This window comes from Nitrococcus sp. (genome assembly GCF_059432795.1).
In genome coordinates this window covers 1-23675 of the sequence record NZ_JBXWZQ010000204.1, presented here as the reverse complement: position 1 = coordinate 23675, position 23675 = coordinate 1, and the positions used below count along the sequence as shown (strand labels likewise).

At 63.7% G+C, this 23675-nt stretch carries 22 protein-coding genes; 11 read left to right on the top strand and 11 right to left on the bottom strand.

The window, feature by feature from the left end:
* Positions 1 to 40 precede the first annotated feature (40 nt).
* Both AC52Q4_RS14385 and AC52Q4_RS14380 read right to left on the bottom strand, forming a co-directional pair.
* The gene (locus tag AC52Q4_RS14385) at positions 41 to 961 is read right to left on the bottom strand and encodes an NAD-dependent epimerase/dehydratase family protein (protein WP_495537488.1); all 921 of its coding nucleotides are present in this window, start codon (positions 959 to 961) and stop codon (positions 41 to 43) included.
* A 6-nt stretch (positions 962 to 967) separates the two neighbouring features.
* Positions 968 to 2731, bottom strand: a complete 1764-nt coding sequence (locus AC52Q4_RS14380) for a fatty acyl-AMP ligase (RefSeq protein ID WP_495537487.1) — start codon at positions 2729 to 2731, stop codon at positions 968 to 970.
* 824 nt (positions 2732 to 3555) lie between these two features.
* On the opposite strand from AC52Q4_RS14380, the gene AC52Q4_RS14375 reads away from it, so the two are divergent.
* The 6 genes from AC52Q4_RS14375 to AC52Q4_RS14350 all read left to right on the top strand — a co-directional run bounded on the left by AC52Q4_RS14375 (position 3556) and on the right by AC52Q4_RS14350 (position 9852).
* Positions 3556 to 4701: an N-acetyltransferase gene (locus AC52Q4_RS14375; protein ID WP_495537486.1), complete on the top strand. Its 1146-nt coding sequence runs from the start codon at positions 3556 to 3558 to the stop codon at positions 4699 to 4701.
* Entirely contained in the window at positions 4694 to 5515 is an 822-nt protein-coding gene (locus AC52Q4_RS14370; RefSeq protein WP_495537485.1) for a nucleotidyltransferase family protein, read from the top strand. The genes AC52Q4_RS14375 and AC52Q4_RS14370 overlap by 8 nt, the downstream gene beginning before the upstream one ends.
* 125 nt (positions 5516 to 5640) lie before the next feature.
* A complete protein-coding gene (gene lptF / locus AC52Q4_RS14365) occupies positions 5641 to 6717 on the top strand; it encodes an LPS export ABC transporter permease LptF (protein ID WP_495537484.1) in 1077 nt (358 codons plus the stop codon).
* Positions 6714 to 7796: an LPS export ABC transporter permease LptG gene (gene lptG, locus AC52Q4_RS14360; RefSeq protein ID WP_495537483.1), complete on the top strand. Its 1083-nt coding sequence runs from the start codon at positions 6714 to 6716 to the stop codon at positions 7794 to 7796. The genes lptF and lptG overlap by 4 nt, the downstream gene beginning before the upstream one ends.
* The gene (locus AC52Q4_RS14355) at positions 7796 to 8854 is read left to right on the top strand and encodes a diacylglycerol/lipid kinase family protein (RefSeq protein WP_495537482.1); all 1059 of its coding nucleotides are present in this window, start codon (positions 7796 to 7798) and stop codon (positions 8852 to 8854) included. Before lptG ends, AC52Q4_RS14355 begins: the two co-directional genes overlap by 1 nt.
* A gap of 20 nt (positions 8855 to 8874) precedes the next feature.
* Positions 8875 to 9852 (top strand): hypothetical protein, encoded by a 978-nt coding sequence (locus tag AC52Q4_RS14350; protein ID WP_495537481.1) that lies wholly within the window; start codon positions 8875 to 8877, stop codon positions 9850 to 9852.
* Here the strand turns inward: AC52Q4_RS14350 and AC52Q4_RS14345 are convergent.
* From AC52Q4_RS14345 to AC52Q4_RS14330, 4 genes are read right to left on the bottom strand one after another with little or no spacing between them, the layout of a single operon-like run.
* Positions 9849 to 10436, bottom strand: coding sequence for a TIGR02444 family protein (locus tag AC52Q4_RS14345; protein ID WP_495537480.1), 588 nt, complete (start codon positions 10434 to 10436; stop codon positions 9849 to 9851). The genes AC52Q4_RS14350 and AC52Q4_RS14345 overlap by 4 nt on opposite strands.
* Before the next feature lie 14 nt (positions 10437 to 10450).
* Complete coding sequence (locus AC52Q4_RS14340; RefSeq protein ID WP_495537479.1) at positions 10451 to 11944, bottom strand: NAD(P)(+) transhydrogenase (Re/Si-specific) subunit beta; 1494 nt, start codon at positions 11942 to 11944, stop codon at positions 10451 to 10453.
* Positions 11941 to 12249, bottom strand: coding sequence for an NAD(P) transhydrogenase subunit alpha part 2 (locus tag AC52Q4_RS14335; RefSeq protein WP_495537478.1), 309 nt, complete (start codon positions 12247 to 12249; stop codon positions 11941 to 11943). Before AC52Q4_RS14335 ends, AC52Q4_RS14340 begins: the two co-directional genes overlap by 4 nt.
* On the bottom strand, positions 12246 to 13376 hold the full coding sequence (locus AC52Q4_RS14330; RefSeq protein WP_495537477.1) for a Re/Si-specific NAD(P)(+) transhydrogenase subunit alpha: 1131 nt from the start codon (positions 13374 to 13376) through the stop codon (positions 12246 to 12248). The genes AC52Q4_RS14335 and AC52Q4_RS14330 overlap by 4 nt, the downstream gene beginning before the upstream one ends.
* Before the next feature lie 723 nt (positions 13377 to 14099).
* Between AC52Q4_RS14330 and AC52Q4_RS14325 the strand changes: the two genes are divergently transcribed.
* Positions 14100 to 14681 (top strand): HNH endonuclease, encoded by a 582-nt coding sequence (locus tag AC52Q4_RS14325; protein WP_495537508.1) that lies wholly within the window; start codon positions 14100 to 14102, stop codon positions 14679 to 14681.
* Positions 14678 to 15565: a fructosamine kinase family protein gene (locus AC52Q4_RS14320; RefSeq protein WP_495537476.1), complete on the top strand. Its 888-nt coding sequence runs from the start codon at positions 14678 to 14680 to the stop codon at positions 15563 to 15565. The genes AC52Q4_RS14325 and AC52Q4_RS14320 overlap by 4 nt, the downstream gene beginning before the upstream one ends.
* Here AC52Q4_RS14320 and AC52Q4_RS14315 read toward each other — a convergent pair.
* On the bottom strand, positions 15534 to 16346 hold the full coding sequence (locus AC52Q4_RS14315) for an MlaA family lipoprotein (protein WP_495537475.1): 813 nt from the start codon (positions 16344 to 16346) through the stop codon (positions 15534 to 15536). The two genes, AC52Q4_RS14320 and AC52Q4_RS14315, sit on opposite strands and share 32 nt — an antisense overlap.
* A gap of 169 nt (positions 16347 to 16515) precedes the next feature.
* Positions 16516 to 17547, bottom strand: coding sequence for a CDP-6-deoxy-delta-3,4-glucoseen reductase (locus AC52Q4_RS14310; protein ID WP_495537474.1), 1032 nt, complete (start codon positions 17545 to 17547; stop codon positions 16516 to 16518).
* Positions 17548 to 18014: 467 nt separating this feature from the next.
* Between AC52Q4_RS14310 and AC52Q4_RS14305 the strand changes: the two genes are divergently transcribed.
* The 3 genes from AC52Q4_RS14305 (at position 18015) to AC52Q4_RS14295 (ending at position 21368) form a co-directional block, all read left to right on the top strand.
* The gene (locus AC52Q4_RS14305) at positions 18015 to 19349 is read left to right on the top strand and encodes a sigma-54 dependent transcriptional regulator (RefSeq protein WP_495537473.1); all 1335 of its coding nucleotides are present in this window, start codon (positions 18015 to 18017) and stop codon (positions 19347 to 19349) included.
* A 149-nt stretch (positions 19350 to 19498) separates the two neighbouring features.
* Positions 19499 to 19888, top strand: a complete 390-nt coding sequence (locus AC52Q4_RS14300) for a hypothetical protein (RefSeq protein WP_495537472.1) — start codon at positions 19499 to 19501, stop codon at positions 19886 to 19888.
* A gap of 334 nt (positions 19889 to 20222) precedes the next feature.
* Positions 20223 to 21368, top strand: a complete 1146-nt coding sequence (locus AC52Q4_RS14295) for a transporter (RefSeq protein WP_495537471.1) — start codon at positions 20223 to 20225, stop codon at positions 21366 to 21368.
* A 96-nt stretch (positions 21369 to 21464) separates the two neighbouring features.
* Here AC52Q4_RS14295 and AC52Q4_RS14290 read toward each other — a convergent pair whose 3' ends face one another.
* From AC52Q4_RS14290 to AC52Q4_RS14280, 3 genes are all read right to left on the bottom strand, one after another.
* Entirely contained in the window at positions 21465 to 22379 is a 915-nt protein-coding gene (locus AC52Q4_RS14290) for a hypothetical protein (protein WP_495537470.1), read from the bottom strand.
* A gap of 7 nt (positions 22380 to 22386) precedes the next feature.
* Positions 22387 to 23043: a C39 family peptidase gene (locus AC52Q4_RS14285; RefSeq protein WP_495537507.1), complete on the bottom strand. Its 657-nt coding sequence runs from the start codon at positions 23041 to 23043 to the stop codon at positions 22387 to 22389.
* A gap of 110 nt (positions 23044 to 23153) precedes the next feature.
* A complete protein-coding gene (locus AC52Q4_RS14280) occupies positions 23154 to 23537 on the bottom strand; it encodes a hypothetical protein (protein WP_495537469.1) in 384 nt (127 codons plus the stop codon).
* Positions 23538 to 23675 lie beyond the last annotated feature (138 nt).

Genomic DNA, 23675 nt, shown 5'->3' with positions numbered 1-23675 from the left:
CCCGGTTGGACCGTGTGTCCGCACCCTGGTGGTAGCGTGTTTATCCGCCCAGCCCTTCCCGCATCGCGCGTTCAAGATCGATTTCGGGTTGCCAGCCGAGCGCCTCAGCGAGCGCGCCATTGTCGCATATCCAGTCAGGATGCCGAAGTTCCCTCAATTTTCCCGGCGTGAGCATCGGCTGATAGCCGAGCCACCGCCCGAGGCGCAGGTTGGCGGCGGCAGCCAAGGTCAGGCCGACGGTCGGCAGGCGCAGCAATCTTACCGGACGGCCGTAGACCTCAGCGGCGAGGGTGGCGACGCTCTGCCATGTATAGCCGCCACGGCGTCCATCATGGAGCTCGAAGGTACCGATGAGGGGGTGAGAGCAGTTGAGCCAGCGCAGCACAGCGGCCGTGAGATCGTGCACATGCAGCAGGGTCAAGCGGGCCTCATGGTCACCCACGACGGGGAGCCAGCCGTGCCGCAGGAGTCGGAAAACGGGACGGAGCTCGCGGTCGCCGGGTCCATACACCGCGGTGGGACGGAAGATGGTGAGCGCGATCGTGCCGGCTTGCTGCGCTAAGAGTTCCTCGGCGCGGTGCTTGGATGCGGCGTACCAGGAGAGTCTCGGCTCGCGGGCGGCGAGCGAGGACATGAACAGAAAGCGAGCGCCGGGAGCTGCTTTGCGAGTAATCTGCAGCAACCGTTCCGAGCCGTGCACATTGATCTGCTGGAACCGCTCGGCGCTTCGGCCGCGCACCGCGCCGGCGCAGTGTATGACGGCATCGGTATCGGCCACCAGCCGTTCCAGGCCGGACGCATCGTCAAGGTCGCCCGGTATCCATTGCATGCTCGGCGCCGGTGGCGCATCCGGGATCCGCCGCACCAGAGCGCGAATCTGCCATCCGGCTCGGGCGAGCGGCTCGCACAAGGCGCTGCCAATAAATCCCGTCGCGCCGGTTAGCGCCACTACGCCGGCCATCGCTCCTCAACGGGAGGCTACGGCCTTGGGCGTCTCCATGACCATCTTGCTCTGGCGATCCCAGCCGACGCGCTCGATAAAGCGTCGCCTCGCCTCGGCGCGCGAGAGCTTGCCCGAGGACGTCCGCGGCAGCGTCTTCGGCGGGACCAGCTCGATGCGGCATTTTATCCCGAATTCGCTGTAGGTCATACGCTGCAGGCGGCTTACCAGCGCATCACGGCGCGTCTCTTCGGTCAGGCGGCACTGGACCAGCATGACCACGACTTCGCCGCCCTGAGGATGCGGAGCCACGAATGCAGTGACGTCGCCAACGCGCACTTCCGGCTGCTCCTCGGCTAGCCGCTCCATGTCTTGCGGCCATATATTGCGGCCGTTGACGATGATCAAATCCTTGGAACGCCCCGTGATGAACAGCCCGGCCTCGGTCAGGTAGCCCAAATCCCCCGTGTCGAGCCAGCCGTCCCGCCCCAAGGCATCACGCGTGCTCGCCGCGTCCTGGAAATAGCCCGACATCAGGCTCGGCCCTCGGACGCTGACATTGCCAACCTGTCGATGGGGCAGCGGCCTCTGGTCGTCGTCGCGTACGATCACCTCGTGCCCGGGCAAAGGTCGTCCGCAATTCACGAAGGCACTCACGCGCTCGCCCGAGGCCATCGTGCTGGCGGTCATGCCGCTCTCCAGTGCCCTGCGGTCGACGTGATCCACCGACATGCCCTCTTCGAGCGCGGCAAAGGTAACGGCCAGCGAGCTTTCGGCGAGTCCGTAGCAGGGCAGGAAAGCGCGTCGATTGAAGCCGGCCGGCGCGAGAAAATCGGCAAAGCGCTCCAATGTCTCGGCATGAATGGTCTCCGCGCCGACACCCGCGACTCGCCAAGCGCTGAGATCATAGCGGTTGATCTCGGCGCGATGGACGCGGCGGGCGCAGATGTCATAGCCAAACGGCGGCGAAAACGCGATGGTGCCCCGGTTGTTGCTGAGCAAGGACAACCACTGGCGCGGTCGCATGGCGAAATCTCGCGTGCCGAGGTAATCGACGGAGAGTTGCGAGGCCAGCGGGCCAAGAACGAATCCGACCAAGCCCATGTCGTGGTAAAAAGGCAACCATGAGACGCAGCGGTCACCCGAGCGGACGGCGAGCCCGGGACCGACAATCCCGGCGAGGTTGGCCATGATCGCTTGTTGTGTGATCACCACACCGCGGGGGAAGCGCGTGCTTCCGGAGGTGTACTGCAGGTACGCCACATCCGGTGGACCGCTGGGCTCAAGCGCTACCGCCGGCTCCTCGATGGCATAGAAATCCTCGGGACTGCCGACCATCCGCATTTCCAGACCGTTGGCGGCTTCCTGAAGGAATGAAAGAAACTCCGCCGGGGCCATGGCGGCCGCCGCGCTGCAACTGCGCAACAGGGCGCGCAGCCGCTCGATATAGCGCTCTCGGCTGCCGAGATTGATCGTGATGGGCAAAGGAACCGGGACGAAACCGCCGTATTGACAGGCGTAGAAGAATTCCATGAACTCGGGACAGGTCTCGGCGATCAGGGCGATGCGTTCGCCCCGCTGCAGTCCGAGCCCGTGGAGGCGCTTGGCAGTGGACAGAGCGCGCCGTCGCAACTCGGCGTATGGAAGCGCCGCTCGCAACCGCCCGCGACCGTCATAGAAGTTATACCCAGTAACGCCCTGCGCGGCATAGTCCAACGCTTGCGCGAGCGATGGGAAATCCGCGCAGCGCAGGGGCTGATTATTGATTGTTGGCGTCGCCGTGTTAATCAATTCAAGTACCTTCCGCTTTCTTTGTCCCTAGCTCTCCGACCGTTGCGGTCGCAGTGGCGGTTGGCCGCGACTCGGCGATTCCCGCCCGCCTCCATGCAGGGCTCGCCAGCGTGAGCCCGTGTGATCCTGTAAGGCGGCCGCGATAAGAGACCGCTGGTAAATGCCCGCCGCACGCATAAGGCCACTGGCCGGGCACGGCGTGCGCCAGAGCGTACATCCGGTGCCCGACAATTGTCTCGGTCGCTGTCCTCGATCTGCGTTTCACCACTCGAGCTGTTGGCTATATTAGCGTAGCCGTATTGGGCCCAATCGGATGAGATGCGCGGGCAAGGTATAATTCTTCTCGGCCGCAGTAGCCTCTGCCGACGTTCGGCTTCCCATGCATGGGCATGCAGCGTACCGTGCTTGCGCTCCGCTGTATTGGGCCACTGCTTGTCCAGAACTGAACGAGGATCTTCCATGGCACCTTGAGTTAAAGTGCAGTTCCAATTCAGTCTACTGAACTTGAGAATCTACGTGAAGTTCAGAGTCTACATCAATATGAAACAACAATCGTAGAAAAACAAGTTAAGATGGTCACCGGGGGATGGGGCGTCTCGCCTGCTTATTATTATTGACCTCCAACGCTCGGTCGTAGTTCGAGATTAACCGTCAATCGCACCTAGCTGAGCCCGGTCTGCCCTTGCACCATTCGGGCCGGAGCGCCGGAGGGTTTGCCGCCCATGGAAACGCGCGCCATAGCAAATTGTTGCGATCCTGAGGAGCGTCGGGATTCGCCGATTGTCGTGCAACCGCTGAAGCGACGTGGTGATTTTGCCACATTTTTGAGCCTTCCGCGACAATTTTACCACAGCGACCCGCATTGGATTGAGCCTTTACGCTTCGAGCGTCGCCAGCATCTATCACGGCGCAATCCCGTCTTCGAGCATCTGGACTGGCAGGGCTGGGTCGCGTGGCGCGGCCGTCATCCGGTCGGACGAATCACGGCTCAATGGGATCGCCTGCATCAGCAGCGCCATGGCGATCACACCGGCTATTTCGGCATGATCGAAGCCGCGGATGATGCCGAAGTCTTCACAGCCTTGACGGCTGCCGCCGAGCGTTGGCTGCAAAGCCGTGGGGCACGCCAGATGATCGGCCCGTACAACCTATCCATCAACGAGGAGTGCGGGCTGCTCGTGGCGGGCTTCGATCGTCCGCCGCTGTTCATGATGGGCCATGCCCGTCCTTATTATGCGGATCGGCTGGAAGAGCAGGGTTTCAACGCGATCAAGGATCTGCTCGCCTATTCGATGACACCGGGCGAATTGTCGTTCACGGCGCCGATGCGCCGGCTGATGGCCCGTCATCAAGCGCGGATTCGCTTACGTCCCATCGGCCGGGAGCGTTTCGCGGCGGATCTGAAGATTTTACGTGATCTTTTCAACGATGCCTGGTCCGAGAACTGGGGATTCGTGCCGTTTACCGCCGCGGAGTTCCGCGATCTGGGGAGCAATCTGCGATTGTTCGTGGCCTACGACCTGATCCAGATCGCCGAGGTCGACGGTGAGCCCGCCGCTTTTATCGTGGCGATGCCCAACCTCAACGAGGCGATTCGTGACCTGCGCGGCGGTCTCATGCCGTTTGGCTGGATGAAGCTGCTCTGGCGCCTGAAGGTGCGCTATCCAGCGACGGCGCGCGTGCCGCTTATGGGCGTGCGCAAACGGTATCAGTTCAGTCGTCTCGGGCCAGCGCTCGCCCTGACGCTGATTGCCGCGATCTGGGAGCGTATCGTCGCCAAGGGTTTTCGGGAAGTGGAGATGTCGTGGATCCTCGAGGATAACGCGGGCATGCGCAACATATTGAATAATATCGGCGCCAAGCCCTACAAGCGTTACCGGTTATACCGCAAGGCCATTCAGCCGCTGCCAAGCCAGGTCGCCGGGGCGTCGGCCCCGGCAATCCCGACGCGCCCCACGGATCATGGCTGACCCGAGAGCGCAGCGCGTGGCCGCCGTCGTCCTGGCCGGCGACCGCACTCGCCCGGACGCGGTGGCCGAAGCGGCCGGCGTGCCGTGCAAGGCGCTCGTTCCGGTTGCCGGGACACCCATGGTGCAACGCGTGCTGCAGGCGCTGTGGGAGAGTGCGCTGATCGATCGTATCGTACTCTGTGGTCCGCCGCGGGGAGTAATACAATGCACGCCGGTATTGCAGCAACTGCTCGCGGCACCGCGTGTCGAGTGGCTGCCGTGTGCGGCCTCGCCGAGTGCGAGCGCACTCCAAGGGCTGGATGCGCTACCGGCGGAGCGCATCACGCTGCTCACGACCGCGGACCATGCATTGCTCAGCGCGCCGATCATCCGCTTTTTTCTCGAGCGAGCCCGGGCTGGTGGCTGGGATCTGGCGGTCGCGGTGGCGGAGCAGCGGAGCGTGGCGGCGCGTTTCCCGAGCGCCCGGCGCACCGCGATTCGCTTGCGGGGTGGGCCGTATTGCGGTTGTAACCTGTATGCCTTCTTGAGCCCCAAGGCGAGGCGACTGGCGGAACTCTGGCTCGATGTCGAACGCCAGCGCAAGCGGCCTTGGCGAATTGTCACGCGCTTGCTCGGTTGGCGCGGCGTGGCGCGCTACGCCCTGGGTTGCCTCACGCTGGAGCAAGCGCTCGAGCAGCTCTCTAGCCGGCTGGGGGTGCGGATTGGGGCCGTGATTCTACCCTACCCGGAGGCCGCGGTGGACGTCGATACGCCGGCCGACCGCCACCTTGCCGAGGCGATTCTGAGCGAGCGCCGGCAGACGGAGGGCCCGTAGGGTGTAACGGCAGCGGCGGATTCGCGAGGCGGCAAGCGACGCGAAGGCGCCTCGGACCACGGCTTGCGCTCCCTTGGGCGGCTTCCCGCCGCGCGCAACCAGCCATGCTCTAAGGTGCATTACCGGTGTTGCTCATCGAACGTTATCTGATGGCTGAGATACGACGCCCGCTGGTCGCCGTGGTCGGCATGCTGAGCTTCATTTTTGCGAGCTACACGACCGCGCGTTTTCTCGCGGACGCGCTCAGCGAAACGCTCGGGATGCAGGCGATCGCTCTGATCGTGGCATTTCGCACACTGATTGCCCTGGAGGTTCTCGTGCCGGTCGCGCTGTACGCCTCGGTGGTGATCGGGCTGGGCAGAGTATACAACGATCAGGAGATGACCATCCTGAACGCCGTGGGAGTGAGCCCGCTGCGCGTGTACTGGGCGGTCTTGGTTATCGCGCTGCCGGTGGCGCTCGCCGTTGGGGTGCTCTCGTTATTCGGGCGACCGTGGGCCTACCAGCAAGCTTATCAGGCCGAGGCGAGCGCGCATATCGAGATTCCTCTGGAACGCCTGCGTGCCGGGCGCTTCTACGTGGATTCGGAAACCGGGCGGATGATCCTCGCCCGCGCCGTCGACAGCAAACGCGGCCTGCTGCACGACGTATTGATTTATGAACGTACGGCAGAGACCACTCGAGTGATAAAGGCGCGGCAAGCACGGCAGCGCCCGGGCGGGCATGAGGGTGAGTCGCTGCTGCTCTTGCGTGAGGGTACGGCCTATTTGCTCGACCGGGGAGGCAGTCGGGATCAAATACTGCGCTTTGGCGAGCTTTCGCTGCGTATGGCGCAGCCGCAGCCGGTGGTGGGTTACAAGCGCAAGGCGGCCTCCACGGCCACCCTGGCGCGCTCGGAGGAAACCGGAGAGCTTGCCGAACTGCAGTGGCGGCTCTCCCGCCCCCTGACCACCGTACTGCTCGCGCTGTTCGGCGTGCGGCTGAGTCGCACGGCACCGCGCGGCGGCCGATTCTCGAAGATTCTGCTTGCCGCGCTCGTTTACGCTTTGATCTACAATGCCAGCGGCTTGGCGCGAACGTGGGTCGAGCATGGCGTGGTGGGCGCCATACCCGGTATCTGGTGGATCAATGCGGCCATGCTCCTCGTACTTGTCATCCTGGCGCGCGGCGAAGTCAAACCGCGTCGGCACGCCCGCGTATGAAAACGGCGGAGCGCTACCTCATGCGCGCCGTGGCCGCGGGCTTCGTAGTGGCGGCCGCGGTATTGCTGCCTTTGTTCAGCTTCGTCGACCTCGTGGAGCAGCTGGATGCGAGCGGAGAGGGCCGATACGGAGTCGCGCTGGCGTTTGCCTACGTCGGGCTTATGTTGCCAAGGCGACTGATCGAGCTGGGGCCGTTCATCGCGCTGTTGGGGAGCATCGTTGCCCTCGGCGCCCTGGCCAGCCACCGGGAGCTCACCGCGCTGCGCTCGGTAGGCGTTTCACCGGGGCGTATCGCCCTTGCCGCGCTCAAATCCGGCATTTTATTCGTTCTGCTGTTGGCGCTGACCGACCAGTTCGTCGCCTCGCCTCTACAGCAGCGCGCTTTCGGGATGCGCTCCGAAGCGCTCAGCGGAGGCAATGACGCCAAGCTCGAGGACGGCGCGGCGCTCTGGGCGCGGCGCGGCGAACGGGTTATCCGCATCGGCAGCTTGCGCCTGGGGCGCATACCCGCGGGTGTTGAGATTTTCCGGTTCAATGATGAAGGACAGCTCCTTCGATATGTTTACGCCGACCATGCCGAGATCCACCATCGCGCCCCTTGGCGGTTGCGCGCCGTGCTCGTTAAAGCGTTCGAGGACGGCATACCGGTGACCGCGCAGCGCGCTAGCATGGCGTGGCGCCCGTTTCTGACCCCCGCTCAGATCGCATTGCTGGAGATGCCGGCCGAGAGCCTCTCGCCGGTGCAGCTCTATGGCTACGTGCGCTATCTGCGTGACACCGGGCAGCCATCGGCGGTATACGCCCTCATGTTATGGCAGAAGTTGGGACTGCCCGTAACGACCGCCGCGATGATCCTGCTGGCGGTGCCCTTCAGCCTTGGTACCCCACGCGGCGCCAGCATCGGCAGCCGGGTCGTGCTCGGTGGCATTGTCGGCTTGGGTGTGTACCTCGTCGATCAGCTCATCGCCAACGTCGGTCTGTTGCTGGCGCTGAGCCCGCCGCTGATCGCCCTGGGACCCGCGGTGGCGCTGCTGCTCGTGGCACTGGTCGCACTTCGCCGCAGCACCGGGAGGCGCTGATGGGTTCGTACGGCGACGGCGCTGTGCCCACCCGCTTTGGGTGCGATCGGGGCAGCGCCATGACACCCACACCGGCGCGCGAAGCCGATCTTGAACTGCCTCGGCGGGTGGGTGTGCTGTGCAACCCCCACAGCGGGCGTAATCGGCGTTGCCTGCAGCAAGTGCGTGAAGAGGCGCGGCGGCTGCCGGGCGCTATTTATCGAGAAGCGGTTGACCCGATCGCAACGGCGCAGGGACTTCAGGACCTGCTCGCCGCAGGCGCCGAGTTGCTGGTCATCAATGGCGGTGATGGTACGCTACAGGCGGCTCTCACGTATCTTCTGGGGCCGGAAGGACCCAAAGGGAGTCCGCCGCGCCTGATGGTAGTCGCTGGTGGCACGACAAACATGTCGGCGGCCGATGTGGGCGCGCGGGCGGCACCCCGCCAGGCATTGCGCTGCATCGGCGCCTGGCTTGCCGGAACCCGCGGCGGTCCGCTGCGCCGCGATCGCCCGGTGCTGCGGGTGGCCGGGGCCGGCCGGGCGCCAGTCCACGGCATGTTCTTCGGCGCCGGCGCCATTCACACGGGGGTGGAGTATTTCCATCGACGCATCGCTGCAATACGTGCCGGAAGCGCATTCGGGCCCGGTCTTGCCTTTGCCCGGATGCTGTTCTCGGTAGCGCGACCCAGCCAGTCCTGGATCAAGCCGGCCCGGCTGAGCCTCAGCGTGGACGAGGGCGCCGTGCAGGTGGGGGAGTACCTTCTGGTTCTCGTCAGCGGCCTGGAGCGCCTGCTACTCGGATCCAGGCCGTATTGGGGGCTCGAACCGGCGCCGTTGCACTACACGGCAATCCGCTATCGGCCAGCGCGTTTGTTGCGCTCCCTGCCGTTCGTGCTCAGCGGCGGCCGTGGCCTGCGTCCGCGTGAGCAGGATGGCTATTTCAGTCATAATATCAATACCTTGTCGCTCGGCGTCGAGGGCGGTTTCGTGCTGGACGGCGAGCGTTTCCGGGTCGATGCAGACGCGGGGGCGCTGCGCGTCTCGCAGGGTGAGCGGGTAGCGTTTCTCGCGTTCTGACGAGCCTGGAGCATTCGCCGATGCGCTACGGATTCATGCAGCGGGGGTGTGCCAACCCCGCACCTCCCACCGCCCTGATCACGGAGGTGGCAGCGCAGAGCGCCCGACCCGTCCCGGCGGCGCTGCATTGGCTCAGTGAGCGCATGCGCGCGCGCTTCGGCCCGGGCGTGGCAGGCGTGATCTTGTACGGCTCCTGCCTGCGCAGTGAGCAGCCCACGGCGGGTCTGGTGGATCTGTACGTGGTGGTCGACGCCTACCGGGCGGTTTACGACGCTCACCTGCTGCGTTGGCTCAATGCCCTGCTGCCGCCGAATGTCTTCTACCACGAATTCGCCGATTCCGATGGTGCGACGCTGCGGGCCAAGTGCGCGGTGCTCTCGTTGGAAGATTTGGAACGGGGTACGACGCAGTGGTTTCACTCCTACGTCTGGGGCCGCTTCGCTCAGCCCGTCTATCTGGTTTATGCGCGGGACGCGACGGCCCGGGTACGCATCGAGCGCTCCTTGGCCGCTGCCGTGATGACCCTGCTCGAGTGTGCGCTGCCGTGTCTGCCGGAGCGCTTCGACAGCGAAACATGCTGGCTGCGGGCATTGGCATTGAGTTACGCCGCCGAGCTGCGCCCGGAATCGCCGGGGCGCGCCGCTGAACTGGTGCATCATGCCCTGGGGGATTACCGTCGGCGCACGGCCGCGGCCGCCTCCGGGCTGTCGTGGCTGGCGGCGGTGGGCGAGGATGCCTATATCAATCGAATGCCCCCGCGCGCGCGGCGCTCGCGTCGTTGGGCCTGGCGCATGCGACGGGCACAGGGGCGGGTGCTGAGCGTGCTGCGGTTGATGAAATCGATGCTCACGTTCGACAACGGAATCGATTATCTCGCCTGGAAACTCGCGCGGCACAGCGGCGCGGCTCTGGAGCTGACACCGCTTCAGCGCCGCTATCCGCTGCTGTTCGGTTGGCGCGTCCTGTGGCGTTTGCTGCGGCAGGGGGCGTTGCGCTAACCGACCTGCCAGACGGCCTCGGCTTCGCGTGCGAGCCCGGCGGCCGGTACGTCGGGAAAGGTCGTCTGCAGGATCCGCCCCAGCGCCTCCAACGCCTGAGGCTCCGGCTGCGGGCAGCTCTTGCGGGTGAACAAAGCGGCATTGGCCGCGGCGTCCCGCCAACGCTCCTCCGCCGGAGCCGCCGGACGCCCCGGCGGGAAATCCTCGATGAACAAACGTTGCTCGATCCGCTCCGCCTCCAGCTCTTGCTCCAGCAAGCGGTGACGAAGGCGCTCCGTGCGCCGTTCCAGACCCTGTGGCGGGTGCTGACGCAGACGCCGGCGCAGGGCGCGTAACGGCTCGATGATCTCCCGGTGCCACTCCATGGCGCGGCGAATGGCGGTTTCGAGTTCGGTTGCGCCGAGCCGACCGTAGCCGTTGGCTCCGGCCCAGACGGTACTCAGCAGGAGGCTTATGCTCAGTCCATAACGGGCCTGAATGCTGAAGCAAGCCTGCTTGACCGAATCGACCTCGTAGAGAGTCAGCGCGAACTCCCAGAGCCGTTGGGCCTCGTCATCGATAGAGCGCTCGGCATCGGCAGACATGGCGACCGGTGTACCTAGAGCTTCTTGAGCACCTGAATGAGCTCGCCGGCGGCTTTCTGGCCGTCATTGAAGAGCATCTGGCAATTGTCGGCGAAGAACAGATGATTCTCCACGCCGGAGAAGCCTTTGCCCTTGCCGCGTTTGACTACGATCACGTTGTTTGCCTCGGCCACATCCAGGATCGGCATGCCGTAAATCGGGCTCGAGGGGTCATCCTTGGCGGCCGGGTTTACCACGTCGTTGGCACCGATCACGATGGCCACGTCGGTGCGGCTGAATTCGGCGTTGATCTCTTCCATGTCGTAGATCAGATCGTAGGGGACGCCGGCCTCGGCGAGCAGCACATTCATATGACCCGGCATGCGGCCCGCCACGGGGTGAATGGCGAATTTGACGGTGATGTCCCGCTCTTGGAGCAATTCCACCAGCTCCCAGACCTTGTGTTGTGCCTGCGCAACGGCCATGCCGTAACCGGGCGCGATGATGACCTGATTGGCGTAAGCCATCATGATGGCCGCGTCCTCGGCCTGAATCGCCTTCATCTCGCCCTGCGGGCCGCCGCCCGCCTCCACCGCCGTGGTGCCGAACCCGCTGAACAGAACGTTCGTCAATGGCCGGTTCATCGCCTTGGCCATCAGCTGGGTGAGCAGGCTGCCGGCAGCGCCCACGACCGTGCCGGCAATGATCATTGCCGGGTTGCCCAGCAAGTAACCCTCGAAGCCCACGGCAAGGCCGGTCAGGGCGTTGAAAAGTGAGATGACCACGGGCATGTCGGCGCCGCCGATGGGGACGGTCATAAAGATACCGAAGATCAGGGCGAGCGCCAGGAAGACGATGATTACCGTCAGGCCGTCGGTGAAATAGCTGAGGATCGCAAACAGCACGGCCAGGGCGAAGACGCCGATGTTTACCAGTTGCTGCGCCGGCAAGAGGCGGTTGCGATGCAAGCGTCCGTCGAGCTTCGCCCAGGCCACCAGCGAGCCGGAAAAGGCGACGGTGCCGATGAGCGCACCGGTGATACCGAGCGCGGCATGGTCGGCGCCGAGCATCGCGCCGACGTAACCCCGTTCGTCGACCATCTGCTGTGCCTGCGCGAGATTCACGCTCGAATTCGCGGCGAGCTGCTCGGCGGCCTGTGCGCCGCGGCCGGTCAAGTCCGTGCCGATCCGGCCAACCGCGCGGAACAGCTCCACGGCTCCAATGGCGGCCGCGGCGCCGCCGCCCATGCCGTTGTAAAGCGCCACCATCTGCGGCATGTCGGTCATCGGCACGCGTTTGCCCGACCACCATGCGAGCGCGCCGCTGATGGCAATTGCGAGGATGATGAGCAGGTAGTTGACCGCATGGTGCAAATCCGGGTGGAAGAAGGTGGCAACGGTGGCGATCACCATGCCGATCCCGGCCCAGACGATGCCCTTTCGGGCCGTCGTGGGCGAGCTCATGCCTTTCAAGCCGAGGATGAACAAGACCGCGGCCACGAAATAGCACAGCTGCACGAAAGTGCTCATTCTTGCCCCCCTTTCTTCTTCTGCTCGTCCTTGGTTTTGAACATCTCGAGCATGCGCTCGGTTACAACGTAACCGCCGACGGCGTTGCCCGCCGCCAGGATGACGGCGATGAAGCCGATCAGCTGCTCGGATGCGCTGTCGGCTCCGCCGAGCGCCACCATAGCGCCGACAAGCACGATGCCATGGACGAAATTCGATCCCGACATCAGCGGGGTATGCAGGATCACCGGCACGCGGGCGATCACTTCATAACCGGTAAACGCGGCCAGCATGAATATCCATAGCGCAATCAAGCCTTCGATCATTTACTGCCTCCTTCCAGGCGCGTCCGGGTTGGGGCATGATGGATCTCGCCTGCGTGGGTGAGGCAGGTGTCCGCGATGACCTGATCCTCCCAGTCGAGGCGCAGTTCGCCGTCCTTTACCATCAGCACGAGCAAGTTGTAGAGATTCCGCGAGTACATTTCGCTCGCGTGGGTGGCGGCAGTGCTGGTGATGTTCTTCGGCCCGTAGATCACGACCCCGCGGTGGTCGATTTGCTTGCCCGCCTGGGTGAGCTCGCAGTTGCCTCCGCTCTCCGCAGCCAGATCGATGACCACCGAGCCGCGCTTCATCCGCTCTACCGTCGCCTTGTCGATAATCTTCGGCGCTGGGCGTCCCGGTATCGCCGCTGTCGAGATCACGGCATCCGCCTGGGCGATCCGAGCCGCGAGCACTTCCTGCTGTTGCTCCTTCTCGGCCGCCGTGAGCTCCCGCGCGTAGCCGCCTTCGCCCTCGGCCTTCACGCCGGTGTCGAGGAATTTGGCGCCCAGCGACTCCACTTGTTCCTTGGTCGCCCCGCGTACGTCATAGGCTTCGGTGATGGCGCCCAGGCGCTTGGTGGTGGCAATCGCCTGCAGTCCGGCGACGCCGGCGCCGATGACCAGGGCCTTGGCTGGGCGGATCGTCCCGGCCGCCGTAGTCAGCATGGGAAAGAGGCGCGGACACAAGCTCGCGGCCAACAAGGCGGCTTTGTAGCCAGCAATGCTGGCCTGGGACGACAGGGCGTCGATGGATTGCGCACGCGTAATGCGTGGGACAAGCTCCATGGCGAAAGCGCTCACTTTGCGATCAAGCAGCTTCTTGAGTCGGCTGTCGCCGGTATGCGGCGCGAGAAAGCCGAGCAGCACGCCGCCTGTTTTTATCTTGCCCGCCTCACCAACGGTCGGTGGCTGAACCTTGAGCACGATCTCGGCCTGCGCATAGAGCGCATCGGCGCCGACGATTTCAACCCCTTCATAGTCGGCGTCCTCAAAGCCGCTGCTCTCCCCGGCACCCTTTTCCAGCAGGGTCTTTACGCCCAGCTTGTCGAGTTGCCTGACCACGCTGGGGACAAGCGCGACACGGCGCTCGCCGGAGGCTGACTCTTTGGGCACACCTAAAGTTAACGTCATTGTGCTCTCCCGCCTGTTCTCATTCGTCGAGGAGGGTATATCGTCACCGGACGATTTTATTGTTTGCGGCAGTGCGTCCCGCCCATGCCCGCGATGGCAGGCGTCGCGCCCGCCTCAGCCATGGGGCTCGCCCAGGGGGCGGGCACCGCTTGCGCTTTGTCAGCGGCCGGGGGGAACGCGTACCATCGGACTGCGGATGATGGTAGGCATGCGGGGACGAGCCTCGCAGCGAGTCGGCCGGCGAGCATCGGGCTACCGGCCAGGCCAAAACGACCGCGCCGCATGCGTTCGTTTGCCGTTGATTTTCTACCATTTCGATTCGGCTACGGTCTGTTCTGGCAAAGCCGGCGCCATGGCGCCCAGGCGGCAGCACTTATCCGTAAGCGCTTCGCGAACGCCCGATCCGCCGGCGGCTTTCCGTGCCCGCCGCCCGGCCCGCTCGCGCGACGGACAGGATCGGCAAGTATAGGCGGATCATCACCGGGCACCCAACTCAATGCGTTATTCTGATTAAGATGAAAAATGCCTAAGCTTAGTCGCGCGCGTTGTCGTCGTTGTCCGTCGCGCATCGCCCGACTCCGGTGGGAGTTGCGCTGTGACGTGCATCTGTGAAATAAATTGTGCTGTGAGCCGCGCTCGGACACCGGGTCGATCGGGCGTGGATAAAGGGTAGTCACCGTGCTTAGCCTTCAACATGACATCCTGCGCACCGATATCTCGGGTATGCCGCTGGAATGGATCAGCTACCAGGGTGCCGTGCGCCTCTACTACCTTGAACAGGTGGCTTACAGTTGTGGCCGCCTGCTATACCGTATTCACGGCGGCTTCAATGCGGCGACCGGTCGGCGCAGCGTCATCGAAGTGAACTCCATTATCGCCACGGACGGCTCGGTTCAGGCTTCGATGAAAGGCCGCCCAGGATACACGCCCCCTTTGAACAATGCCACGCTGTTCCGCCGTGACGACTTTCTGTGCATGTACTGCGGAGAGCGTCAGCGACAGTCCGCCCTCTCGAGGGATCATGTGCGACCGATCAGCCGGGGAGGCGAGGATAGCTGGAACAACGTGGTCACGGCCTGCAAGCACTGCAATAGCCACAAAGGCAATCGCCGGCCGGAGGAGGCCGGTATGCAGCTTCTGGCCGTTCCTTTCACTCCTACGCATGCCGAGTATGTGTACCTGCAGGGGCGGCGGATCCTGGCGGACCAGATGGAGTTTCTGCGTGCGCATTTCCCCCGCCGCAGCCCGTTACGCGAGCGCCTCAAGAGCGCCAACTCGCCGGATACAGTGCGTTTTCTCTCATGAGTCCGTGGGATGATATCAACGCCGCCATCGAGCGTGCCACCGGCTCGCCCGTGCGTGCTGGCGCGGAGGGCTCTATCACCGGTGGCGGCATCAGCCGCACGGCGGTTCTCGGCGACGGTAAGGCACGCTACTTCGTCAAGCTCAATGATGCGCCGGCAAGCTTGCAGATGTACGAGGCGGAGGCCGCCGGTCTGCGGTTGCTGGCGCAACCCGGTGCGCTTCGGGTGCCAATGCCGATCTGTTGCGGCACCAGTGGGGCTACCGCTTACCTGGTTCTCGAGCACATTGACTTCGCCCGTGCTGGAAAAGGCGGGGAGGAGCGGCTCGGGGCTGGCTTGGCGGCGATCCATCGGATGAGCCGGCCGCGTTTCGGTTGGGAGCGTGACAACACCATCGGCTCGACGCCCCAGATCAACCAGCCGTCGGATGATTGGGCAACGTTCTATGGCGAGCATCGGCTTGGTTTTCAGCTCGCACTGGCCGAGCGTAATGGCCGTGGCGGCGCGCTGACGCAGACAGGTTACCGATTGTTGGAGGCGCTGCCAGCCCTGTTCGCCGATCATCGGCCGGTCGCTTCGTTGCTGCACGGCGATTTGTGGGGCGGAAACGCCGCGTTCGATGCCCAGGGAGCGCCGGTGATTTACGACCCCGCCGTGTATTTCGGTGACCGTGAAACGGATCTTGCCATGACCGAGTTGTTCGGAGGGTTTGGCGCGAGCTTCTATCGGGCCTATCAGGCGGCATGGCCGCTTGACCCCGGCTATGAGCTACGCCGGGATCTCTATCAGCTTTATCACGTGCTCAATCACTTGAATCTGTTCGGCGCCGGATACGCGGGGCATGCAAGGCGCCTTATCGATCGTTTGCTGGCGGCGGTTCGTTGACCCCCTCGGTGGTGTCCTCCTCCTCGGTGGGCGGGAGTTCCTGGAACAGGGACTCGTCGTAGAGTTCCTCGAGCGGCGGGTTGCCGTCGTAGATAACATTGAAGCGCCGCTGCTGGTAGGCGGAGCGAATGAAGGCGTAGCGATCCACCGAGGCTTCGCGGCTGATGCGCACGGCCTTGTCCAGCTGCGCCCGGGTATTAACTGCCTGCAATGTGGACAGTCCCGCGCGAAAGGCGGTCGAGGAGACGATGAAGGTCAGGGTGTTGGAATATAGATCCGCCGGCAGGCCCGACGCGTCTCGGACATTCGAAGGTCCCAGCACGGGGAGAATCAGATACGGCCCCGGTCCGCTCCCCCAGGCGGCGAGCGTCTGTCCGAAGTCCTCGCGGTGGGCGCGCAGCCCCAGATGAGTGGCGGGATCGAACAGACCAGCGATTCCCACCGTGGAGTTGAGCGTAAAGCGCAGCAGATCCTGTCCGGCATCGGCGGTTTTGCCCTGCAGGATGTCGTTGACCACGACGCCCGGGTAGGCCAGGTTGTCGAAGAGGTTGCCGATTGCCTCGCGCACGGCGCCGGGTGTGATGAACGTCCAAGCCTTCGAGAGGGGTTCGAGCACGTAGTAATCAACTTGTTCGTTGAACTGGAAGGTTTTTCGGTTCATCGACTCGAGCGGGTCGTACACATCCTGCCGCGCCGGGTTGGCCGCACAGCCGGCGAGCAATGTGAGCAGGAGTGCTAAGCCCGGCCGGAATTTCCTCCAGGTGGCAATCGATGCGCTCATTGCCTCTCCTTGTTTGTTGTTGTTTTGCGCCAACGAGCCTTCGCAAAGGAGCGGGCACGGGACGCCTTGCGTGCAAGCGTCGCTCGACTGCCTGCGGGCTTCAGCATTGCCACGCAATGCTTGCGCGCCTCACTGGGAGAGAGCGGGCAGCTACCGCCGGCGCTTGGCGTCAGGTTTCGTCATCGGGCAGTGAGTCGGCGGCGTAATCGAAGGAATCATAGTAGAGATGATCCGGGTCCAGTCCGTGCTGGACGAAATCATGCAGTGCCGCTTCGATCAGTCCCGGCGGGCCGCTCATGTACACGTCGAAATCGTCCAGGTCCGGATAGTTTTCCAAGAGTACGTTGTGGACCAAACCGGTCGCCCCGGGCCAGTTATCCTCGGCGCTGGGTTCGGAGAGCACGGGCGTGTACTGGAAGTTCTCGTGCTCCTGCGCCCAGCGCCGAGGCAGTGTGTCGAGATAGAGATCGCGCCGGCTTCGCGCGCCCCAATACAAGTGGATCGGGCGTTCGATACCGGTGTGGAAAGCGTGTTCGAGCATGCCCTTCAAAGGAGCGAAGCCGGTGCCTCCGCCCATCATCAGAATCGGGTTCGGCGAACTTTCGCGCAGGTAGAAATCGCCCAGCGGGCCTTCGAAGCGAAGCAGCGCCTCCGGCTCGATCTTATCGAAGACGTAGCTCGTGAACTCACCGCCGGGCACGCGTCGTATGTGCAGTTCCAGCAGGTCGTTGTCGTGCGGCGCATTGGCCAGGGAAAAACTGCGTCGGCGGCCACCGCGGAGCAAAATATCGATGTACTGGCCTGCAAAGTGCTCTAAGCGCTCCTCGCCCGGCATGCGCAGATAAAGCCGGCGCACGTCGTGGCACAAATCCTCGATGCGCGCGACGCGGCAGGGCAGCTTGCGTGGCTCTATGGATGGCTCGGGCAGCGGCTTCGGAAACTCGACGACGAGATCCGTAAGCGGCCGCGCCTGGCAGAACAAGGTTCGACCGAGGGCTTCCGCCCTTGGCATCGCCGAAGTCCGTCCTTCCGGATAAGCGACTTCGCCCTCGATCACCCGTCCGGCGCAAGTCCCGCAGGTGCCGCTGCGGCAGTTGAACGGAAATGCCATTCCTTCGCGCAGCGCGGCATCGAGTATCGATTCGCCGGGATTGACGGTGAACTCGAGTTCGGTGTTGTCTATCCGCACGCAGTAGCTCATTTCGCTCCACTCGTCAGCGGACGACACCCTTGGTTAGCGAGCATCCACCGCTTTGGCGCGACCTCCCATCACTCGCCAGGAACTCCTGACTCCCGCGTTCTATACAGAACTTGTGCGGGCAGCACAAGTGTGCCAACGGCGCCCGCGCGAAGGCGAGGCCATAGCCCTTCTTAATTATCTGCGCCGCGATCGTCTTTTTAGCCTAGAGGATAGCAACCCTGACCACTAGCCTAAAGGATGACCATCCCAATCGTGGGGTCGACGAATTTTCGCCAGGGGGGCGAATCGAGCGTCGGGGGCGCTTTTGGCGGTCGCGAAGCGGTGCGTGGAGTCGCACGGCGACACAGCGCAGCAGGAGAATCGATGATGTGAGGTGAGTTGGTGCTAGAATTGTTAAGGGGATCACAGTGCGCGGCCGTTGCAACGCATCAATAAGCGCCGCGCGTTTGGGGATGTGGGGGCTTGCAATGGAAAAACGAAAACTGCTTTACCTTGACGGGGACGGATCCGGCGAGTTCCATGGCCTGAGGGGGCTGGGAGAGCAGTGGGATATTCATACGGCAACGAGCACCGATCAGGCACGCGAACTCATCGAGCGCGCTGATTTCAAAGTGGGCCTGGCCCGGCTCGAAGAGCCGGAGGGCAAGCTCGCCGCATGTGAGGACATGCTCCTGTGCGGCAAACAGATGGCATGGGTGGCTTTGCTCGACCGGGTATCGCTGGAGCGCAGCTCGTTGCGGCGCATGATCCACGAGATCTTCTTCGATTATCATACCCTGCCGTTGGACCTCGACCGGCTCGCGCTCTCCCTGGGCCATGCCTACGGCATGGCGGCGCTGAAGACCCCCGCCCTGCCCAGCGAAGGTCAGCAAGGCGAGTACGCGATGGTCGGCGGCAGTCCGGTCATGCGGGAGCTGTTCAAATCGATCCGCAAGATGGCCTCAGTCGACGCCCCGGTGCTCATCCAGGGGGAGAGCGGTACCGGCAAGGAGCTAGCCGCCGCCGCCATTCACGAACGCTCCCGGCGAGCCCATGGGCCCTTCGTGGTGGTCAACTGCGGAGCGCTACCGGGCGGCCTCATTCAATCGGAGCTGTTCGGATACGAGCGAGGGGCGTTCACCGGCGCCCACCAGCGTAAAATCGGCCGCATCGAGGCGGCGCACGGCGGCACCATCTTTCTGGACGAGATCGGCGATCTGCCGTTCGACATGCAAGTCAATCTCCTGCGTTTCCTCCAGGAGCAGACGATCGAGCGGGTGGGCGGCAGAGAGCCGATCACGGTGGATGCGCGAGTGATCGCGGCGACGCACATGGACCTGGACAAGGCCGTCTCGGAGAAGGGCCGGTTCCGCGAAGACCTCTATTTTCGCCTGAACGTATTGCGCTTGCACATGCCGCCCCTGCGCGATCGCGAGGACGACGTCGAGTTGCTGGCCTGGTTCTTTTTCAACCGGTTCGCCGCCGAGCGCAGTCCCGTGGTGAAAGGGTTCAGCCAGCAGGCGCTGGAGGCAATAAAGCAGCATTTATGGTCGGGCAACGTGCGCGAACTCATCAACCGGGTACGCCGCGCCGTTGTATTGTGTGACAAGCGATTAATTACCCCGGTCGACCTCGGATTGGAGCGGCGCCAGGGCATCAGACGGAACCTGACGCTCGTCGAAGCGAGAGACGGCGCCGAGCGGGCGGCCATCATCGGTGCGCTGCGTCAGACGGACGGGAATGTATCGCGAGCGGCCCGTCGCCTCGATGTCTCGCGAGTGACGCTGTACCGACTGATGGAGAAATACGGCATCCGCTGGTGAGCCAAAAGCGGTGGGTGTTTAGCCATCGTTACACTTGCGAGTGCCCTCGGTCGGCTTGTATTGGAGAAAAGACGCTAAATTCAGCTCGCTAACAACTTAGGCATACAGCTTGCTTTATTTTTTAATGGGTATTGAGTGAGGACGGCGCAGTGAATACGAGAGCTCAGAAGGTGCCGCTGCGACGGCGTTATCGATGGCGATGGTTGCTTCGTTGCACCGCCGTGGTGCTTATCAGCGCCGCAGCGGGGCCAGCGCTGCAGAGCGTCGCTGCGGAGCGCTCTATCCAGGCCGGCGACGGCGCGACCCACGCGCCACCAGTGCATTTTCAATCCGAGGCGCTGGATCACAAGGCGCTGAGCACCATTCGCGGCCGGGGTGGCGTTGGCGTAGCGCCCTCTGTGAACCTGAGCATCATTTTATGGGATGAACCGGGTCGGGGTGGCGCCAAGCCCCGTGCGCTCGTGGAGAACGACGTGGGCGATTCGCTCGGCGCGATGTCGTTCGACCGCTATCAGAGCGTCTCGATCGGCAGGAAGTAGCGCTCGCTGCACAGCGCGAGTCGTTACCGGCCCGTGGCATTGAGAGCGGCGCCGTTGCCTGCGGCGAGGCAGGCAACGGCAGACGTGAAGTTCGGCCGTGTTGGGACGGGTTCGCGCGCCAGTGGTGATGCGGACCTGTGTGGCTCGGCGTGCGCAGGCGCGCCGCCCTTGGCGGTTCGGGTCGTCTCGGGGGGTGTGGATTATCGGGACCAAGCCGCCGCGTTTCGGGGTGAGGGTGGTGAGCGTGTCGTTATCGAGGCTCGCGGACCGATTAGTGAAGCCTCATGCCTGATCGGCACGCAGGGCCACTCCGTACAATAAGAGGCTTGATTCCATGTCCAGAAAAAAAATCGCTTGGCCTTGTCTAGGCCTCATTACCGCACTGGTCTCCGGGGGGGCCGCGGCGCAGGACGCCAGCGAAAACCCGCACGCGGCGCCGCGGCTTCAATTGCAGCTGGCCCAAGCGAAGGGCGGGCAACAGCCGCAGGCCGCGCAACGCCCGGTCGGTCAGGCGCCGCCCAAGCAAAAGCAGGTGCGCCCGCAGGTACAGGTGCTACCGCAGCTGGGAGGCGTGCTGACGCCCAAAGGCACGCTGATCGTGACACCTTCGCTTATGACCTCGACGGCCCAGGTCAACCGTTTCAACTTCAACGGCGTCTCGGTTTTGGACACGCTTCTGATCGGCCTAATCAATGCCGAGGATACGGACCGGGATCTCGTCGAGGCCGCGTTGAACTTCCGCCTGGGCTTGACCAATCGCTTCGAGGTGGGACTCAAGGTGCCCTACATCTACCGTCGTGAGAAAAGCTCGCTCACTCTCGTCTCGCTCGATAATAGCTCTCCGGATGCACAGGAGGAGCGTACGCGCGAAAATGCGGGCCTCGGCGATGTGGAGGGCTACCTGCACTATCAGATCAACCAGGGGCTCAAGGGCTGGCCTTTCGTCGTGGCCAACCTGCGCTACAAGTCGACCACCGGCACCGGCCCCTTCGATGTCAGCCGTGATGCGCAAGGCCTGCCCACCGAGCTGGCCACGGGGTCCGGCTTCCATGGCGTCGAGCCGAGCCTGACATTCCTGCTGCCCTCCGATCCCGCCGTGTATTTCGCCAACGTCGGCTACCTGTTCAACCTGCAGGGCGCGGTGAACAAGACCATAGGCGTGGAAGATAACGCGCGGCGCATCGGCGATGTGAATCCCGGCGATGCGTTCCGCATGAGTTTCGGCATGGCCTACGCCATGAATCAGAAAACGTCTTTCAACCTCGGCTACAAGAACGATTATATCTTCCCCACCCGTACCGAGATCGACGGCGTCACATTCAAATCCGATCGTCTGATCGTGGGCGCTCTGTTGCTGGGGTTCAACTACGCACTCTCACCGCGTTCCCAGGTCAACGTCAATGTCGAGGTGGGGGTCACCGCGGATGCTCCGGATGTAATCCTCGGCTTGCGTGTGCCGTTCGCGGTCGGCGTATTCTGAGCAGGGAGGCCGCCATCGGCCCATTAAAAAAGCGGACCATAAAAAAGAGCGGCAGGCTCGTGGCTTGCCGCTCTGCGAAGGTCCAGCAAGACGTCGTTAGAAGTTTTGATTCGCCAGCCGTTGATTCAGGAAGCCATTCCGCAGTGACTCGCTGAACTGACTGAAGTTCTTGACGTCGACCTGTATGTTCATCTCGATATCGATATGCCGGTCATTGGCCTGATTGATCACGGTGTTGCTGATCCGGTTGCGAGTGATCTCCTGAATACTCGCCGTGAGCCCCTTGGTATCGTTGAGCACCACGCCCTGAATTTCCTCTCCGAGACCGCTCAGGTCAAGCTGCGGGCCGCCGCCCCAGCGGCTCACGGCCGGGGTCGTGGCGGCGCCCGGCTGCGTGGCGGTTGCGCTCGCGGTGGCGCCTTCCGCTGAGCTCGCCTCCGATCCGATCCGGTTCGCCAGGTTGCGAAGTCCGGCCAAGCGACCGGCGACATCGATCGATACGAGCTGCCGGCCGCTGCCGGCCGCGCTGGCCTGAGCGTTGCCCGCCGTCGCGACGGCAGCGGAATTGGCAGGAGTCGTCTCGCTGCCATGCACGGCGCCCTCGACAATCCCTTTCACCAGGCCGGCCGTATCCTGCGCCACCTGCGCGAGCTGCGAGCCGCGCGTGTTGGCGGCCGCGTCGACCAGATCCCGGTTCGAGCTGATGAGACCGGCTTTGGTGAGCTGGACGATCGTTTCCAAGCGCACGACGTTGTCGATCAGGGTGCGCACATTGGCCCCGAACTCGAGCTCCAGGCCGCCGACATTGAACCCGCCGCGAAGCTTGGCCATCTGCTCGTGACGAATGAGTGGGAAGGCGGCAAACGGATCGCTTGCCTCGGCGGCGCCATTCCAATCGCCGGCCAAGGCGGGCGCGGCGATCGGCAGCGTCAGCAATGCCCCCAATGCCATTCCCTGCACGGGGCGAAAGAGCCCGCTTCGCGTCCCCTTTGGACGAACGGTTGTGGTCATCACCTTCTTATCTCCCGAACTCATTACGCCCGGGCAGGGTGAGGCTGAATACCCCCAGCCCGATGCGGTTGACACCGTTGACACCCTGGGCGAGCGGCGCCTGCGGGCGCACGCTCCAGTCTCTGATGGTGTTGAAATGCTCGCGGGCCGTGTCGAATTTCCCGCGTGCCGCCAGCACTTCGCCGTTCCAGATCTGTTCGAACAGCGAGCGCGGGACGACGGTCGTTCCCGCGGCCGGGTCACCCACCACGACCTCGGTTGCCGTGACGCCCTTTATGACGATGAAGTGCCGGTAGCCCTTGGTGTTGACCAGGGTGATGGCGGGCACGCCGAGCTTCTTCAGCCCGTCGAGCGTCATGCGAAAACCATCGGAGTGCAGGCCCTTGCTATCGAGGTAGCGCTTCATGTCCAGCATGGAAAAGCCCTGAGCGCGAATCTTCTGCTGATTGCCGATCTGGAACATGCTGCGAAAAACCTCGGCTTCCGCCGTGGGAGTGGCGTAGTGGTAGGTGAGAAGCGTCGCGACCGCGGCCGAGCCGCAGCTGTAGTCGTACTGCTGGTGGATGGTCGCGTCCCACTTAGTTTCCTTGAGGCTCTTCGCCGTCATGAAAAAGCCGTGACCAAAGCCGGGCACCTGGACATTGGCGGCCTGCACGGAGGCCATTGCCAAGTGGACGCCCACCAGAGCGGCCGTAAGCCGTGTTGCCAGGCCACTCGCGCGCCGGCGTGCTTCTCGTGACCCAGGTATGTCGTTTCGAGCGTCCATGCCGGGTGTCAATGCAGGTTGACGGTGTAATTCACGCCGGTGGTGATCGCGTTGTTGTTGCCGGTGTTGAGGACGTTGACCGCCATCCCGCTGAACCCGGCAAACGCGTTTTCACCTACGGTTGCGGCACCCGAGTTGATCGCGCCGGCATTGATCGTGCTGCCCATCACGTTGGATTTGAAATCCTGGTTGCTGCTGACGATGGTGAGATCACCCGCGCGCCCGCGCATCGTGGCCAGATCCTGCGAGGGCACGACGCTGAAGGCCGCGAAGGGGTCCGCGCCGCGATCGCTCTCGGTGGGGTCGGCGGCGAGCGTTTGGCCGCTCGCGAGCGCCAAGCCGCAAGCGAGCATCAACGCCCCGCCCCGCTGCATTGGAAACTTCTTCTTCATGGCACGCTCCGGTTGTTGTTTTGATCCAGCTTCCCGCTGGCCCCGTGTTGGGGTAAGGGGACCGGCGGGAGTATTCCCCGCCGGCCCGGTCAGCATCGCAACCTGGTTTTAGTTGCCGATGTTGACGTTGGAGTGCGC